This is a genomic window from Staphylococcus capitis subsp. capitis (genome assembly GCF_040739495.1).
Taxonomy (GTDB): domain Bacteria; phylum Bacillota; class Bacilli; order Staphylococcales; family Staphylococcaceae; genus Staphylococcus; species Staphylococcus capitis.
The window spans coordinates 576,875-593,259 of the sequence record NZ_CP145263.1; the positions used below are offsets into that span (position 1 = coordinate 576,875).

Consider the following 16,385-nt stretch of genomic DNA (forward strand, 5'->3'; position numbering starts at 1 on the left):
AAATTTCTTTTGAGTTTATCTACCTCTAAACAATAAAGAATGAGACTGTTTGATAGGGTGGTGCATTGTATCGTGTTTTATCCAGTATTTATTTTTATATTAGCAGGCCTTTGTGAAATTGGCGGAGGCTATTTAATATGGCTATGGTTAAGGGAAGGCCATACATATTGGCTAGGTTTAATGGGAGGCATCATACTCATACTTTACGGCGTGGTTGCAACGTTTCAATCATTTTCTATTTTTGGTAGAGTATATGCAGCTTATGGAGGTGTATTTATTATAATGAGCCTGTTTTGGGCTTATGTAGTAGATAAACAATCGCCAGATAAATATGATGTTATAGGCGCGATAATATGTATCATCGGTGTGCTTGTCATGTTATTACCTAGCAGAGCTTAATTTAACGTGGTTGAAAGGGAGATTATGTAATGATAGTTGAAGTTGAGCATCAAAGACATGATGTTGATTTAATTAAAATCGATAATGATGAAACAAAAATTGTATTCTCGAACTACGGTGCTAGAATTGTATCGTGGAAATATCATGACAATAACATTATTTTAGGGAATGTAGTAGAAGCGGATGAATTCTATTTTGAAAATCCATTTAACTTTGGTGCGACAATTGGTCGTTATGCAGGTAGAATTAAAGATTCATCATTTAAATTAGATGGTCAAACATATGAATTAGAGGACAATGATAGCCCACATCATATTCATGGTGGCTCCAAAGGCCTGGATAAACGTATCTTTGATTATGAAATTATTGATGAAATTGGACAAATTAAAATTATATTCACTACAACAATTAAAGAAATGGAAGATCATTATCCTGGAGATATGACTATTAAGGTAACGCATACATATGATGCTGACCATCGATGGACTATACAATATGAAGCTGAATCAACGAAAAGGACATTATTCAACCCTACAAACCATGTATATTTTAATTTAAATCGTGATAATAATGTGGTTGATAATCATCGAATGTCCAGTTCATCGTTAAAGATGTATACACTTGATGATGAAAATATTGTGACAGGAGATGAGCCACTCAACTTTAGCCAAATATTTGAAGATGAACACATTCTCTTTAAAGATATATTTGATAGTACGAATCAAAAGCTTCAAGAACAAATGCAACGTTATAAAGGGTTAGATCATCCATTTGAAGTGGGTGACCAACAACTTGCTATAGATAATAAAGAGTTTGAACTTCTGATTGAAACGGACATGCCCAATATGGTTATATTTACATTTAACGAACCTCAAAATTGGGACAGCGATTTTAATATTTATAAATCTCATTCTGGTTTCACAGTAGAAACGCAACATATTCCTAATGACATTAATATGTATGGAGAAAAAGCACAATCAATTTTAAACCCCCATACACCATATTTTTCTAAAACAAGTTATCAAATCAATGAAAAGTAACTCATATCGGATACATTGCTTTATAGCAGTAGTATCCGATTTTTTAGTTTTAAAATTATTTATTATCTCAAAATATAAAGGCTGTTTCGGCAACACTTTCAAAAATTTAAAAAATTGATGAAGTAATGATGTCCAGACTTTTTTAAAAATAATCGGGTATTCAAAAATAAACAAAGTCATGTAAAATAATATTAAGGATTAAAGAGAAAAGGAGACTTTCGGCTAATGAAAGACGTAAAAGAACTTAAACTTATGACATTAGATGATGTAACGAGCCAAATAAAAGATGGTATGACACTCGGAATCGGTACAGGAAGTACTATTGAGTTGTTAGTACCTAAAATTGCTGAGTTGATTCATCAACATCATTACGAAATTACAGGCGTGTGCACATCAAATAAAACTGCTTTTCTTGCCAAGGAGTTAGATATAAACATTGTTGAAGTCAACGACGTAAAAAAAATTGATCTTGCTATAGATGGTGCAGATGAAGTTGATCCAAATCTCAACCTTATTAAAGGTGGGGGCGGTGCACTGTTCAGAGAAAAAGTGATTGATGAAATGGCTGAAAGGTTTGTTGTCATTGCCGATGAAAATAAAATCGTTGACTATTTAGGTCAAACGTTTGTTTTACCAGTTGAAGTTGATAAATTTAATTGGTATCAAGTTTCCAAAAAGATTGAGAGTATTAAGGGCGTAAAAGTGAATAGACGTGTGAATGAAGACGTTCCATTTACAACAGATAATGGAAATTATATATTAGATTGTAATTTGCCAGAAGGCATTGATCCGTATGAAATGCATGAATTTCTGATTCATTTAACAGGAGTATTAGAAACAGGATATTTTCTCGATATGACTGATCAAGCGATTGTAGGTACCCAAAATGGCGTAAAAATTATGGATAAATAAATTGAGCTAAGATGATGAGATAAATTTTTGAAATGACTTACATAGGTGTATTGTCATCAATCCTGGTATCAAAATATGGTTTTGCAAATGAAATTTAGAATTTGAATAAACAAAATTAAAAGGCAACTTCTACTGAATTAATTTAGAAGTTGCCTTTAATATACTTAATTATTCTTTTTTAGTTGAATCACTCATGTCTTGTTCTTCAACTTGATTAATTTCTTTCTTTACATCGCTAACAACAGATGAATGACGATTTTCTGTATATTTAGCGCTGTCCTTTAAATCTGTATCACTAGTGTTTGAATGCTCTGAACTCGCTTCTGAATTATTATCTTCTTTATTAGCAACGCTATCATTTTCAAATTGATGATTTTTTGAATCATCATTTTTATGACTTTCAAAATCATCTTCTTCGGTGTGGTCTAAATAATTATTGGGTTGCACTTCATCTAAACTTTGTTTCGTTGTTTTGTAAGCAATGGCACGAATAATTAAACTAATAATGATAAACAATAAACCTACAATTGTAGTGGAAAGTGCAATCACTTTCATTGAGAAAAGATCACCAGTTTCTTCACTGAAAAGAAAAACTAAGGCGAATGTCATAGCTGCATGGAATATAGTCGCAATATAGATTGTACGTCCATGTGTTGCTCTGATTAATTCACCAATAATCATCGAGAACATGAATGTATATAAGAAATGGTAACCAGCATATTCAATACCGTAAGTAGTGTTTGCGGTGAAGATTGAATAAATTACACCTACAATAATACTAGCAAAGAATGTGTTCATCTTAGATTCAAGAATACTTTGTAAGTATGAACGGAAACCAAATTCAGTAACAAACGCCATTAATAAATGGCCAATTAGAATTGTAATTAAAGATACTGATAAATCTGATGTTTGTAAAAGGATAAAACTGTCAGCAAAAGTATTGAAACAGAACATACCAATCATAAAAATGATAAGCGGTAAAATGAGTGCTAATAGGATACGTTCAATAACTTTTAGACTGAATGAAAATTTTAATCCGGCTAATTGTTCTTTTTTATACTTAAATACTAAAATACATACTAATGATGCAATAAATGGAGCTAAGTCTTTGATGTCAAAAACAAATCTTTTAACTCCAATGGACGCTTGGAAATCTCTAAGTATAATGGATAAGGCCATTGTAATAACAAAGAAGACAAAGACCATCATTGCCCATTGAAACCCAGAAATTCGAGAGTTTTTCATTTTTGTAACCTCCATTAGGTAACAGCCAAATTTCTTTTATTTACAATTATACATCTTACAAGCATATGTTTAAATTGTCTATTTTAATTATCATAAAAATGTAATAGTCCTGAAGTATTTTGTTAGATAATCGTAATTAATCAATTTTAATAGAGGGTATCACTTAACTACTAGCGTTGAATTCGATAACATCAATAGTTATACTTTAAATAGTTTATATAATAAATAAATTAAGGGGGAAATATCATGTATAGACTTGCGGAACCGGATTTATGGAAAGGTCGTTTAGATAGTGAAACAGATTCAAGACAATTTAGACATTTCCAAACTGTAAAATTTGGAGATTTAACTAAAGTTGAAAAAACTAATAACCCCAAAGGTGTAGGTATACTTGGATATGCTGTAGATAAAGGGGTTGAATTAAATAAAGGTCGTGTAGGTGCAAAAGAAGGACCTAATAAAATTAAACAAGCCTTTGCTGGATTGCCAGATTTAAATCAATGTGAAGAGCTCATTGATTACGGTAATGTAGAACATGATCATGATTCACTTATAGATACGCAACAAGAGTATGCTGAGCTTGCAGCGAAATCAATTCAAAATCATAAACAAACTTTCTTACTTGGTGGTGGACATGATATTGCTTATGCACAATATTTAGCCACGCGTAAAGTTTATCCAAATGAGTCTATCGGTGTTATAAATATTGATGCACATTTTGATACTCGTGACGAAGGTGAGTCTACGTCGGGTACTAGTTTTAGACAGATTCTAGATCAAGACGATAATGCTGATTACATGGTATTAGGTATTTCTCAAGGTGGTAATACTCAAGGTTTATTCGATTATGCTAAAGAGAAGAATGTTCAATATGTGTACGCAGATGAGTTGCTACACCAAGTTTCTCCCCCGATTAAAGATATGATTGAACATTTTATACATGATCATGATGTCATCATGTTTACTGTGTGTATGGACGTTGTAGACAGTGCATTTGCGCCTGGTGTGAGTGCGCCTGCCGTTTTAGGTATCTATCCTCATACTGTATTTGAGCTAGCGAAACGTATTATTCCTAGTGAGAAAGTGGCTTCGATTAGTATAGCAGAGATGAATCCTGAGTATGATTTAGATAATCGTACTGCAAAACTAGTAGCAAACTTAGTTCATCATTTCTTAATTTAATACCTTTAAAAAATGGACTACCAATAGTGAAAAAATAAATATTCATGATATACAACAGCCCAATTAGCGTTGCAAAGATAATTTTAACGCTAATTGAGCTTTTTTTAATATAAGTTTATTTAAGTATCCCAATACGCTATACAAAGTTGTATTAAAGACATTACTTGTTCGGAATGCTTGCGTTTATTTAAATAATTAATAAAAATCTTACGTCCTAAATTCGGGCGGATTTTAATACTATCCAAATCATTAGTAAAATTTGATTGATAATAAAAACGAGGTATCACTGCATAACCTAATCCTAAATGGACAAAGTTTGTTGCTGATTCAAAGCGATCGGCTTCTAAGACTATATTAGGGTGTTGATTCATACGATTGAAATAATCATCTAAATGGTCACGTACTTGTGAATTTTTGTTTGGCATTATTAGAGGAAGATGCTCAATTGTAATCGTCTTCTGATTTGGAAATTCATCCTTAGGAGTAATTAACACATAAGGTTCCTTATACAATGGAATAGATGCGATATCTTCATGAGTGATTTCTTCGTTCGTTAGTGCAAAATGAACATCAAAATTAAGCAATTTGTCTATAGATGAATGACGGTCATGCACTTCGTACATACGATATTGTTGATTAGGATAATCATTATGATGTTGTTTTATCACTTTACCCATCCATTGACTTGTTGATTCTAACATTCCCATTTTAATTCTAGGTTCAGATGTAATATTTAAGTCATATATTTTTTCAACTGTGGAACGATATTCCTGTACGATATGTGTCGCATGCTTATAAAATTGAATGCCTTTTTCAGTGATTTTAATGTCTTTAGTTGTACGCATAAATAAGTCATAACCTAAATCAGCTTCCATCTTTTTAATTGTTGCTGTTAGAGAAGGTTGGCTTATATGAAGGAAATTAGCCGCTTTAGTAAAACTATTATATTTAACTATAGCTAAAAAATATTCAAGCTGAATAATCTTCAAGTGTGACACCCCTATTTATAGTTTTAAGTTATAAATAATTAGTTTATTTATATTTGTTGTCTATATTTTAGTACATTATACTATAAATGTAAGATATTTAAAGCAGTCTAAAAGTTTGGAATTTGAATTATTTGAATATTTAATTAATTTTCTAATGGCATTAAAGATTTTTAATTAATATTCGTTTAGAAGGGGGTTCATTTTTCAAATAGGACTGCTAAGCTCATTTAATTAGGTTTGAATGATAATTCCAGATGGGAGAGATTGATATGAGAAAAATTCAAGCAAAAAAGGGTTTAGATATTGAATGTAAAGGTTGGGAGCAAGAAGCGGTATTAAGAATGTTATATAACAACTTAGACCCAGAAGTTGCTGAACATCCTGAAGAATTAGTTGTATACGGTGGTATTGGTAAGGCTGCTCGTAATTGGAAAGCGTTTGAAGCAATTGAAAACATTTTACGTAATCTTGAAGCAGATGAAACGATGTTAGTACAATCTGGTAAACCAGTTGCCGTATTTAAAACGCATGAAGAAGCGCCACGTGTCTTAATATCAAACTCAGTTTTAGTTTCAGAATGGGCGAACTGGGATCACTTTAATGAACTAGATAAAAAAGGGTTAATCATGTATGGTCAAATGACCGCTGGAAGTTGGATTTATATAGGTTCACAAGGTATCGTTCAAGGTACTTATGAAACCTTTGCTGAATTAGCTAATCAAGAATATAAAAGTGATTTAACAGGAACAATTACTTTAACTGCAGGTTTAGGTGGTATGGGTGGCGCACAGCCACTTGCTGTAACTATGAATAACGGAGTCGCAATTTGTGTGGACGTTGATGAAACACGTGTTGATAAACGTGTTGAAACAAAATATTGTGATGTTAAATCTACGGATTTAGATGAAGCTCTAAAAATGGCTCAAGAGGCAAAAGACAAAGGTGAAGCTCTATCAATTGGTTTAGTTGGTAATGCAGTGGATATTCATAAAGCAATTTTAGATAAAGGTTTCAAAATTGATATCATTACAGACCAAACGAGTGCGCATGACCCATTAAATGGTTACGTGCCACAAGGCTATTCTGTTGAGGAAGCGAAGAAATTACGTCAAGAAGATCCAAAAAAATATGTAGAATTATCTGAAGCTTCAATGGCTAAGCACGTTGAGTTGATGTTGGAATTCCAAAAATATGGTGCTGTAGCATTTGATTATGGTAATAATATTCGTCAAGTTGCATACAATAATGGTGTTGAAAATGCTTTCGACTTTCCAGGATTCGTTCCAGCATATATCCGTCCACTCTTCTGTGAAGGTAAAGGACCTTTCCGATTCGCAGCATTAAGTGGTGATCCTAAAGATATCGAACGTGCTGATGAAGAAATGAGAAGATTATTCTCAGATAATGAAAAATTATTAAGATGGTTAGATTTAGCTGAAGAAAAAATTTCGTATCAAGGTTTACCATCAAGAATTGCATGGCTAGGTTATGGCGAACGTGCAAAAATGGGTCTAGCTTTAAATAAGCTTGTACGTGATGGAGAAATTTCAGCACCCATTGTTATAGGGCGTGACCATTTAGACTCTGGTTCAGTAGCAAGTCCTAACCGCGAAACTGAAGGTATGCAAGATGGCAGTGATGCAGTTGGTGATTGGGCTGTACTCAACGCATTGATTAATACTGCAGCTGGTGGTTCTTGGATTTCATTCCATCATGGTGGCGGTGTAGGTATGGGTTATTCATTACACGCTGGTATGGTAGTAGTAGCAGATGGTTCAGAACGTGCTGATAGAAGATTAGGACGAGTTTTAACTACAGATCCGGGTATGGGAGTAGCGAGACACGTTGATGCAGGATATGACATCGCTATTAAAACGGCTAAAGATAAAGGTGTCCAAATTCCAATGATTGATGAAGCAGGTGATAAATAATGAATGATTTAATAATCCAAAATATTCAAGAATTAATTTTACCTAAATCTACTGACAAACCTTTAAAAGGGAGAGAGTTGGACGAATTAGAAGTTGTAGAGAATGGTACAGTTGTAATTAAAGATGGGAAAGTGGTATACTCTGGACCTCATACAGATGACTATGAGGCTAAAGAGGTCATTGATGCTAGTGGTAGAGTGGTATCTCCTGCACTTGTAGATGCGCATACACATCTCATTTTTGGTGGCTCACGTGAACATGAAATGTCATTAAAACGCCAAGGGAAATCCTATTTAGAAATATTGGAATCTGGTGGAGGTATTCTTTCAACTGTAAAGTCTACTCGAGAAATTAGTGAGGAAGATCTTTTCAAAAAAGCAGAGCATGATTTACTAACAATGATTAAACATGGTGTGTTAACAGTAGAAAGTAAAAGTGGCTATGGTTTAGATAAAGAAAATGAATTAAAACAGTTAAGAGTATCGAACCGTTTAGCTGAAAAATATAACCTAAACATGAAACACACTTTCTTAGGGCCGCATGCAGTGCCTGAAGAAGCTGAATCTAATGAAGCGTTCTTAGAAGAAATGATTGAATTACTACCAGAAGTTAAAGAATATGCAGATTTTGCTGATATTTTTTGTGAAACTGGTGTATTCTCAGTTGAAGAATCTAAGCGATATATGGAAAAGGCTAAAGAAGCTGGATTTAAAGTTAAAATTCACGCTGATGAAATTGATCCATTAGGCGGATTAGAGTTGGCTATTGATGAAGGTGCAATTTCAGCTGACCATTTAGTTGCTTCTAGTGAAGAAGGTAAAGCTAAACTTAAAACTAGTGATACTGTGGCAGTATTATTACCTGCTACAACATTTTACTTAGATAAAAATGACTACGCTGATGCACGTGGTATGTTGAATAATGGTGGTGCGATTGCAGTAGCAACTGACTACAATCCAGGTAGTAGCGTAACAAATAATTTACAACTTGCGATGGCGATTGCTGCATTGAAATTAAAATTATCACCAACTGAAGTTTGGAATGCCGTGACAGTAAACGCAGCTAAAGCAATTGATGCTGATGCAGGTACGATTAATCAAGGGGACCAAGCAAATATTGTAATTTGGGATGCGCCAAACCATGAGTATATCCCATATCATTTCGGTATTAATCACGCTCAAAAAGTGATTAAAGATGGTAAAGTTATCGTGGATAATGAATTTAAGTTAGATTAAAGTAAATCAGTTACTTGTAAATGAGCTAGGCGGTCATGTTATCAAAAAGAGTTAAAGCGTTCGTTTATAGTCTTTAGCGAGTCCTTTGAGGGCTCGCCTTTTTATATTCAAACGAGAGGTTTATAATATAGTGAAAAAGTGAAATAATGATTATACTTATATCGATATGAGAGGTTTAATAGTTTGAAATGAAGCCTCTAAAGCTTAGCAAAAAGGGGATGTATTAATGACCGAGTTGCATAAAATTGCTTATATAGAGGAATGGAAAGGTCATTATGGTCAAAATATTTTAGCAGGTATACTCATGGCATTAGCACTATTACCAGTCGCTATTGCTTTTTCTTTTATAGTACATATTAAGCCAACGTTAGGACTGATGAGTTGTGGTTTAATGATGTGTCTCATTTCTTTGTTCGGTAAAAGGTTAGCAATGGTTTCAGGACCAAGTAGTGGTATTTCTATCATAGGTGGGCCTTTAGTAGAACAATATGGGGTTCATTATTTGGCTCTTGCAACCATACTCATGGGAATGATTTTATTTATATATGGTTTATGCCATATTGATAAAATATTAAAACTCATACCTAATACTGTTGTTATGGGGTTTATGAACGCCTTGGGACTTCTATTATTGTGGACACAAATGAAGTATATATTTGGTATCTCAATAGCAACTTATGTGGTAAGTGCACTCACTTTTATAATTATTTTTATTTCATCTAGAACAATTAAAGTAATTCCGGCACCGCTGATTACTATTATCGTATTAACATTTGCGACATGGCTTATTCATCCGAATTTGCAATACGTACATGATATGGCGGATATACACTTTTCAATGCCATCGATTCATATACCTCAAGAAATGTTTGAACTGAGTGCTTTCTTCATTGCTTTAAAATATGCTTTCACAATGTCCATTATTTCAGTAATCCAAACTAACTTAACAAATGATATGATGAATATGATTTCACAACATCCAACTAATAAAGACAGAGAGATTGTAGGACAAGGATTATCAAATATTATCGTTGGTTTATTCGGAGGATATGGTTCAAGCGGTTTAGTTGGACAATCGAAATTTAATTATCGTATGGGAGCAAGAACACGAGTAGCTACGCTCACTACCGGTATTTTCTTATTATTATGTGTGTTCGTCTTAGGACAACTTGTTGGTTTAATACCGATGGTGGTACTCGCTTCGGTACTCATTACTATTTCTTTTAATACCTTTGATAGACGCACTTTTCAACATATTAAAGGTGCACCAGTTAAACGTGGATTGGTTATGGGATTAACGATGATTTTAATTTTAATTACTAATAATTTAGCTATTGGAGTTATTGCAGGCACGTTATTTTACTACATTTTACGCTTATTTTTTAAAAAAGAAGGGACTGAATAGCTTATGCCAAATTATTCAGATTATGTTAATTGGAGACGTACATTTCATCAATTCCCAGAGCTTTCTGATAAAGAGTATGAAACTACAAAGCGACTTAAACGTATACTTGAAAGTTTTGATATAACCATTTTAGATGTACCTTTAGAAACGGGTTTAGTGGCTGAAATAGGTAGAGGTGAACCGGTGATTGCAGTAAGAACTGATATTGATGCATTACCGATAAACTAACAAGTTGTGCACGAGTTTACATCTACAAATGAAGGAGTAATGCATGCATGTGGTCATGACATCCATATGGCAAGTATTTTAGGCGTAGCAACTCAACTTAAAGAGCTTGAAAACGAATTAAGTGGACGAGTGAGAATATTGTTTCAAGCTTCTGAAGAATTAGGTCATGGTGCAATTAGGTTAAGTGAAACTGGAGTACTTAAGAACGTTAAAGCAGTCTTAGGTTTTCATAATTATCCTTCACTAGACATTGGTGAATTCGCGATTAAAAGTGGTGTAATCACTTCCGCTGTAGATCGTTTTGAGTTTCATATTCAAGGAAAAGGTGCTCATGCAGCGAAACCAGAACAAGGAAATGACCCGGTCATTGTAGTAGGTCAACTGATTAACAGCCTACAATCTATTGTGAGTCGTAATTTATCAGCATTTGATAGTGCGGTCGTTACGATAGGGGAAGTGTCATGTGGGAATACATGGAATGTCATCGCTGATCAAGCTTATATTCAAGGTACTGTTCGTTCATTTGATTCTAAAAAACGTCAACTTATAAAGCAACGTATGAAAGAAATTTCAGATGGGTTATCTCTAGTATTTAATGTAGATATTAAATTCGAATATACACAATTACCGGGTGCTGTCGTAAATGATTAAACACTTACCCAACAAGCAATTGAAGCAGCTAAGGAAGTAGGTTACAACGTTCAAATGATGGAAGAACCACTAACGATTGGTGAAGATTTCTCAGGTTATACGAAAGATTACCCCGGTGTCTTTGCTATCATTGGCTCCAATAGTGAATATGATTTGCATCATCCTAAATATGACCCAGACGAACGTATTTTAGAGAAAGTACCAACGTATTTTGTAACGCTCGTTAAAAAATTATTGAATGGTTAATCTATACGGCAATAGTTGCCATGTAGCTATTTAAAGTGCTATTGAATTCATTTTCAGAGATAAAATGATGATTAAAATATGCTTTATGATGGGTAAATAATATTAAATCTTAAATATGGAGATGATGAATGATGTCAGCACAAGATCCTAGAAATAAATTTAAAACGTCTGATTATGAACAACAAGAGCAAGAGTTACCAGGTCTACAATCGAAAATGACACCTCAACCTGATTGTGGTGAAACATCTTACAAAGGTCATGAGAGATTAAAAGGCTATAAGATGTTAGTGACTGGAGGAGATTCAGCAATTGGACGCGCAGCTGCAATCGCTTATGCAAAAGAAGGCGCAGATGTGGCTATTAACTATTTACCGAGTGAAGAAGACGACGCACAAGAAGTAAAACAAGTGATTGAGGATGCTGGTCAGAAAGCTATTCTAATTCCTGGGGATTTAAGGGATGAACAGTTTAACTATGATATGGTAGAAACGGCTTATAATGAGTTAGGCGGTTTAGATAATGTAACGTTAGTTGCCGGCCATCAACAATATCATGATGATATTCACGGATTTAATACTGAAGCTTTCGCAGAGACGTTTGAAACGAATGTATATCCAGTATTCTGGACAGTTCAAAAAGCGTTAGAATATTTAAAACCTGGCGCATCAATTACGACGACGTCTTCCGTTCAAGGATATAATCCGAGTCCAATTTTACATGATTACGCAGCTTCTAAAGCAGCAATTATTTCATTAACGAAAAGTTTCTCTGAAGAACTTGGTGCGAAAGGTATTCGAGTGAATTGTGTTGCTCCTGGGCCATTCTGGTCACCGCTTCAAATTACTGGAGGTCAACCTCAAAGTGCAATTCCTACATTTGGACAACAAACGCCACTGGGTCGTGCCGGTCAACCAGTTGAATTATCAGGTACTTACGTTTTACTTGCTTCAGAAGATTCAAGTTATACTACTGGCCAAGTCTTTGGTGTAACAGGTGGTATGCAAATCGACTAACAATTGATTTACTTTTAATAGGCAAATTATATATTGATTATTTTAAGGTGATGGGGACTCGACTGAGTTCCCATTTTTTAGTGTGAGAGTAGAAAGTTTGCACCATATTAAATGGTGATTTGATAATAGTTGAAGCTTTCATGTAAGATGTATGTGATTGGTGAAATATAGAATAAAGGTGATTATAAAATGAAGAATTTTTTAATCAGATGGTTACCTAATATCTTAATTGCTTTAGCTTTACCGTCACTAATATTGTGCCATCATAATCTAATAGTAATATTAGCTATAGCTGTGATTATTTGTACATATATTTCTGCAGTTAATGTTTATTTAGTTAACGAGAATGTAAAAAAAGGTATAACTTGGTTTAATCCTATGATTGATTATATTTTAGCAATTGTTTCTGCACTTGCTTATTTTGGAATGTTCAGTTGGATTATTACACAACCTTTTTCAAATGTTACGATGCTACTAATCATTATTTGTTCTGGAAGTATTGCTTACGTCCTTGAAGTGAAGCTTAAAATTAGTCAAGCAAAAAATGGTAAATTTCTTCATGGCGACGAAATAAGTGAATATAAAATTGTATCGGTTAGAACTGAAAAAATTTTCAAAAGGGTATCTTTATGTTTAACAATTATAAGCATTTTACTCATATTTATAAGTCTTTATTTGAAATGGTGGATTGTTTTTGGTGTAGCTATTGTGTTATTGATTATTGTTGCTTTAGCAATCACGATTTATGAGAAATTTTTCACTACACAGATTGAAGAATAATTTTAAAATACAATAAACTTTATGTATTGACGTGTCTATAATTATCTTGTAACGTTAGACACAATTCGAATAACTTATCGAGAGAAGTGGAGGGACTGGCCCTAGGAAGCTTCGGCAACATTTTATCATGTGCCAATTCCAGTAACCGCTAAGGTTAGAAGATAAGCTGAAATGCTATGCCAACAGAGTATAAATGGTGAAATAACATATCTTTTAATCACTTGTTGGTATGAGTTGACTCTATTGATACACACTTGGGTTAGTTTTCAAATAAAGTCACTTGCCGGAGCGGAATGAAGAAATGATTCATTGAGAATGAAATTTCTGTTTCGCTCCTATTTTTATGGAAAGTAGGTCAAATTTATGGAGAAAGTAAAGAAAGGTAACGCGTGGGCCCTGTTCCCATTACTCCTATTTGTATTACTCTTTTTAGGTGTAGGAATTATTTCAGGAGATTTTACAACTATGCCTTTAAATGTTGCAATTACAATTACAGTAATCGTTGCCTTACTTATGAATAGAAAAGAATCTTTTGCCAAGAAGGTAGAAGTATTTACTAAAGGTGCTGGACATTCGAACATTATCTTGATGATGTTAATTTTTATCTTGGCAGGTGCGTTTTCAACTACTGCTGAAAAAATGGGTGGTGTTACCTCAACTGTTAATTTAGGTTTATCATTGATTCCTCAAAATTTAATCATTGTAGGCCTATTTGTTATTTGTATGTTCGTGTCTATTTCGATGGGGACATCAGTTGGGACTGTTGCAGCGATAGCCCCAGTAGGATTTGGATTCGCACAAGCAACACATGTGCCCGCAGCTTTAGCTATGGCTACGGTAGTCGGTGGTGCAATGTTTGGTGATAATCTGTCAATGATTTCGGACACTACCATTGCTGCAGTAAGAACTCAAAAGACTAAGATGAATGACAAGTTTAGAGTTAATTTTAAAATCGTTTTACCAGGTGCTATTTTAACGATTATAATTTTATTTTTCTTAACGAATGGTATTTCAATCGATCATGCCAAAAGTTATGATTATAACTTAATTAAAGTTATTCCATATTTATTAGTACTGATACTCGCACTTGTAGGTGTAAACGTCATCATTGTACTCATTGGTGGTACAGCCTTAGCAGGTTTAATAGGATTGATTGATGGTTCCTTTGGTTGGAAAGGACTTCTCAGTGCCGTATCTAAAGGTATAATTGGAATGGAAGATATTGCAATGATAGCATTACTGATTGGTGGCCTTGTAGGTATCATTCAACATAATGGTGGCATAGATTGGTTACTACAGTTTGTACGTGCTAGAGTTAAATCTAAACGTGGTGCAGAAATAGGTATTGCCAGTTTAGTAAGTGCCGCGGATATATCTACTGCTAATAATACAATTTCTATTATTATGGCAGGACCTTTAGCCAAGAACATTGCTGATGAGTATGATGTCGATCCACGTAAGTCAGCTAGTATATTAGATATATTCGGAGGATGTTTCCAAGGGTTACTCCCATATAGTCCTCAAGTTATTTCAGCAGCTGGTGTTGCTGGTATTTCTCCTTTCTTACTTGTTCCATATAGTATCTATCCAATTTTATTAGGAATCTGTGGTTTAGTGGCTATTATTTTGAGAGTCCCTCGTTTAAAAGATAAACCTCAAAAATAAATATAAATTAAAAGGAAGCTACTCATTTAGATTTTAGCTTCCTTTTAACTTTTTCAGAGCTTTCAGAGTTTGTGACATAGCTTAAATACGTTAAAATAGAAATAAGAGTGAAAGTAGGTGAAAGAGAGTGGCAAAATATAATGTAGAGAATGAACACGTAGAAATCGACATCGAACGTTTACTAAAATTTACTCCAGAAGTTGTTTATGAAGCATGGACAAAAGTGGAGATTCTTAAACAATGGTTCATGACAACACCACGTACAAATAAGACTTTTGAAGCGGATGTCCAAGAAGGCGGTACATATCGTATAGTAGATAGTAGAAATGGGAAGCAAAATGTTATCGAAGGTAAATACGAAGAGCTTGTAATGGATGAATACATTAAAATGACAATAGGTATGCCTGGTTTAAGCGCCGAAGAGGATGTCATAGAAGTAGAATTCTTTGAACGTGAAAATGGTGGTACTCAAATGTTGTTTTACTACCGCTCATTAGTTGAAAAGGAAAGACGTTTAACTGCGTTGGAGTACAAACAGAAGAAGAAAGAATATCATGATTCAACTGCGCATGGTTTTGAATTAATGATTGATCAAATGCAACATATATTAGAAGAACTAGAAGAACAACAGCATAATTAAAAACAATCGCAAGCATTAAATGAGTAGCCTCTGGGTGTTACAAATAATGCTTGCGATTTTATTTATAATAATTCATTTTTTTCTTTACGTTCATTATATTTTCTTAAAAGTGTTTCAAAAAAGATATGGTAACTAATAAAGCTTGAATAATCGGTACCGTCATTTAAATAAAATGTATTACTTGATACATATATATTATAGTTTGCTTGTTGAGCGAGTGAGTTATCTTTCATCGTTGTTACTGAGATAAAATATTTCTGTCTTAATTGAAGAAGCTGTGTAACTTCGGTCAATTGATATGTCTCGCCAGATAATGAAATAATAAAGAATAAATCCTCTGGAACAGTTTTATTTAACACCATTTTTAATTCATGAACATCATGTAGGATTATAATGTTTTTATGCATTGTAAGTAAAATACGTTGTGCTTCTTCAGCCACATTCATTTGAGCGCGTCCTGTTCCGTAAAGATAAATCGTAGTGGCTTCATGCATTTTATTCGTTAATAATTGATAATCAATGCGATCTAAATAACTAAAGGTATTTGCTATTTCTTGTTTAAATTGTTCCATTGAATCAGAAGGAAGCTGATTCTTTTTTTCATTTTCAAATTTCAAAAATGATTTAAAATCACTGTAGCCATCAAATCCTAGTTTACGTGTGAAACGGTGGATAGTGGCATTTGATGCATGCGTATGTACAGCTAAATCTTGAATTTTCATATTTTTACATTCTTCTATATGTGTATTAACATAACTTGCGATTTGTATATCATTATCATTCAATTTATCGAAATGAGTGTTCACACGTTCATCTAGTATCAT

General features: G+C 33.7%; 14 protein-coding genes, 1 pseudogene and 1 riboswitch. Of the genes and pseudogenes, 12 read left to right on the top strand and 3 right to left on the bottom strand.

Features of this window, described 5'->3' with window-relative positions; all coding sequences use genetic code 11:
• Window positions 1–72 precede the first annotated feature (72 nt).
• The 3 genes from V6C74_RS02780 to V6C74_RS02790 all read left to right on the top strand — a co-directional run bounded on the left by V6C74_RS02780 (window position 73) and on the right by V6C74_RS02790 (window position 2,351).
• A complete protein-coding gene (locus V6C74_RS02780) occupies window positions 73–399 on the top strand; it encodes a YnfA family protein (protein ID WP_002453860.1) in 327 nt (108 codons plus the stop codon).
• 29 nt (window positions 400–428) lie between these two features.
• On the top strand, window positions 429–1,439 hold the full coding sequence (locus V6C74_RS02785; RefSeq protein ID WP_002453859.1) for an aldose epimerase family protein: 1,011 nt from the start codon (window positions 429–431) through the stop codon (window positions 1,437–1,439).
• A gap of 225 nt (window positions 1,440–1,664) precedes the next feature.
• Complete coding sequence (locus V6C74_RS02790; RefSeq protein WP_002453858.1) at window positions 1,665–2,351, top strand: ribose 5-phosphate isomerase A; 687 nt, start codon at window positions 1,665–1,667, stop codon at window positions 2,349–2,351.
• A 168-nt stretch (window positions 2,352–2,519) separates the two neighbouring features.
• Here V6C74_RS02790 and V6C74_RS02795 read toward each other — a convergent pair whose 3' ends face one another.
• Window positions 2,520–3,596 (bottom strand): CPBP family intramembrane glutamic endopeptidase, encoded by a 1,077-nt coding sequence (locus tag V6C74_RS02795; protein WP_002453857.1) that lies wholly within the window; start codon window positions 3,594–3,596, stop codon window positions 2,520–2,522.
• Between the two features lie 246 nt (window positions 3,597–3,842).
• On the opposite strand from V6C74_RS02795, the gene hutG reads away from it, so the two are divergent.
• Window positions 3,843–4,778: a formimidoylglutamase gene (gene hutG, locus V6C74_RS02800; protein ID WP_002453856.1), complete on the top strand. Its 936-nt coding sequence runs from the start codon at window positions 3,843–3,845 to the stop codon at window positions 4,776–4,778.
• 119 nt (window positions 4,779–4,897) lie between these two features.
• Here the strand turns inward: hutG and V6C74_RS02805 are convergent, their stop codons facing one another.
• The gene (locus V6C74_RS02805) at window positions 4,898–5,767 is read right to left on the bottom strand and encodes a LysR family transcriptional regulator (protein ID WP_002453855.1); all 870 of its coding nucleotides are present in this window, start codon (window positions 5,765–5,767) and stop codon (window positions 4,898–4,900) included.
• Window positions 5,768–6,036: 269 nt separating this feature from the next.
• On the opposite strand from V6C74_RS02805, the gene hutU reads away from it, so the two are divergent.
• From hutU to V6C74_RS02845, 8 genes and pseudogenes are all read left to right on the top strand, one after another.
• Entirely contained in the window at window positions 6,037–7,698 is a 1,662-nt protein-coding gene (gene hutU / locus V6C74_RS02810; protein ID WP_103175491.1) for a urocanate hydratase, read from the top strand.
• On the top strand, window positions 7,698–8,933 hold the full coding sequence (gene hutI, locus V6C74_RS02815; protein WP_002453853.1) for an imidazolonepropionase: 1,236 nt from the start codon (window positions 7,698–7,700) through the stop codon (window positions 8,931–8,933). The genes hutU and hutI overlap by 1 nt, the downstream gene beginning before the upstream one ends.
• Window positions 8,934–9,159: 226 nt before the next feature.
• Entirely contained in the window at window positions 9,160–10,338 is a 1,179-nt protein-coding gene (locus tag V6C74_RS02820) for a SulP family inorganic anion transporter (protein ID WP_002453852.1), read from the top strand.
• Window positions 10,339–10,341: 3 nt separating this feature from the next.
• Window positions 10,342–11,463 (top strand): annotated as a pseudogene (locus V6C74_RS02825) (amidohydrolase).
• 131 nt (window positions 11,464–11,594) lie between these two features.
• Window positions 11,595–12,476 carry an SDR family oxidoreductase gene (locus V6C74_RS02830; RefSeq protein ID WP_029625756.1) on the top strand — a complete coding sequence of 294 codons (882 nt, stop codon included), beginning with the start codon at window positions 11,595–11,597 and terminating at the stop codon, window positions 12,474–12,476.
• 189 nt (window positions 12,477–12,665) lie between these two features.
• A complete protein-coding gene (locus V6C74_RS02835) occupies window positions 12,666–13,256 on the top strand; it encodes a hypothetical protein (RefSeq protein ID WP_016898621.1) in 591 nt (196 codons plus the stop codon).
• Between the two features lie 71 nt (window positions 13,257–13,327).
• A riboswitch (SAM riboswitch) is annotated at window positions 13,328–13,424 on the top strand.
• A 195-nt stretch (window positions 13,425–13,619) separates the two neighbouring features.
• Window positions 13,620–14,921, top strand: a complete 1,302-nt coding sequence (locus V6C74_RS02840) for a Na+/H+ antiporter NhaC family protein (RefSeq protein WP_103175492.1) — start codon at window positions 13,620–13,622, stop codon at window positions 14,919–14,921.
• Window positions 14,922–15,048: 127 nt separating this feature from the next.
• The gene (locus V6C74_RS02845) at window positions 15,049–15,561 is read left to right on the top strand and encodes an SRPBCC family protein (protein WP_002432851.1); all 513 of its coding nucleotides are present in this window, start codon (window positions 15,049–15,051) and stop codon (window positions 15,559–15,561) included.
• 62 nt (window positions 15,562–15,623) lie between these two features.
• Here the strand turns inward: V6C74_RS02845 and V6C74_RS02850 are convergent, their stop codons facing one another.
• Window positions 15,624–16,385 carry a MurR/RpiR family transcriptional regulator gene (locus V6C74_RS02850; RefSeq protein WP_002432676.1) on the bottom strand — a complete coding sequence of 254 codons (762 nt, stop codon included), beginning with the start codon at window positions 16,383–16,385 and terminating at the stop codon, window positions 15,624–15,626.

Excerpts from the sequence above, each read along its gene's own strand:
- V6C74_RS02785 (WP_002453859.1), top strand. The coding sequence starts at position 429 with ATGATAGTTGAAGTTGAGCATCAAAGACATGATGTTGATTTAATTAAA.
- V6C74_RS02790 (WP_002453858.1), top strand. The coding sequence starts at position 1,665 with ATGAAAGACGTAAAAGAACTTAAACTTATGACATTAGATGATGTAACG.
- V6C74_RS02795 (WP_002453857.1), bottom strand. The coding sequence starts at position 3,596 with ATGAAAAACTCTCGAATTTCTGGGTTTCAATGGGCAATGATGGTCTTT.
- hutG (WP_002453856.1), top strand. The coding sequence starts at position 3,843 with ATGTATAGACTTGCGGAACCGGATTTATGGAAAGGTCGTTTAGATAGT.
- hutU (WP_103175491.1), top strand. The coding sequence starts at position 6,037 with ATGAGAAAAATTCAAGCAAAAAAGGGTTTAGATATTGAATGTAAAGGT.
- hutI (WP_002453853.1), top strand. The coding sequence starts at position 7,698 with ATGAATGATTTAATAATCCAAAATATTCAAGAATTAATTTTACCTAAA.
- V6C74_RS02820 (WP_002453852.1), top strand. The coding sequence starts at position 9,160 with ATGACCGAGTTGCATAAAATTGCTTATATAGAGGAATGGAAAGGTCAT.
- V6C74_RS02830 (WP_029625756.1), top strand. The coding sequence starts at position 11,595 with ATGTCAGCACAAGATCCTAGAAATAAATTTAAAACGTCTGATTATGAA.
- V6C74_RS02835 (WP_016898621.1), top strand. The coding sequence starts at position 12,666 with ATGAAGAATTTTTTAATCAGATGGTTACCTAATATCTTAATTGCTTTA.
- V6C74_RS02840 (WP_103175492.1), top strand. The coding sequence starts at position 13,620 with ATGGAGAAAGTAAAGAAAGGTAACGCGTGGGCCCTGTTCCCATTACTC.
- V6C74_RS02850 (WP_002432676.1), bottom strand. The coding sequence starts at position 16,385 with ATGATACTAGATGAACGTGTGAACACTCATTTCGATAAATTGAATGAT.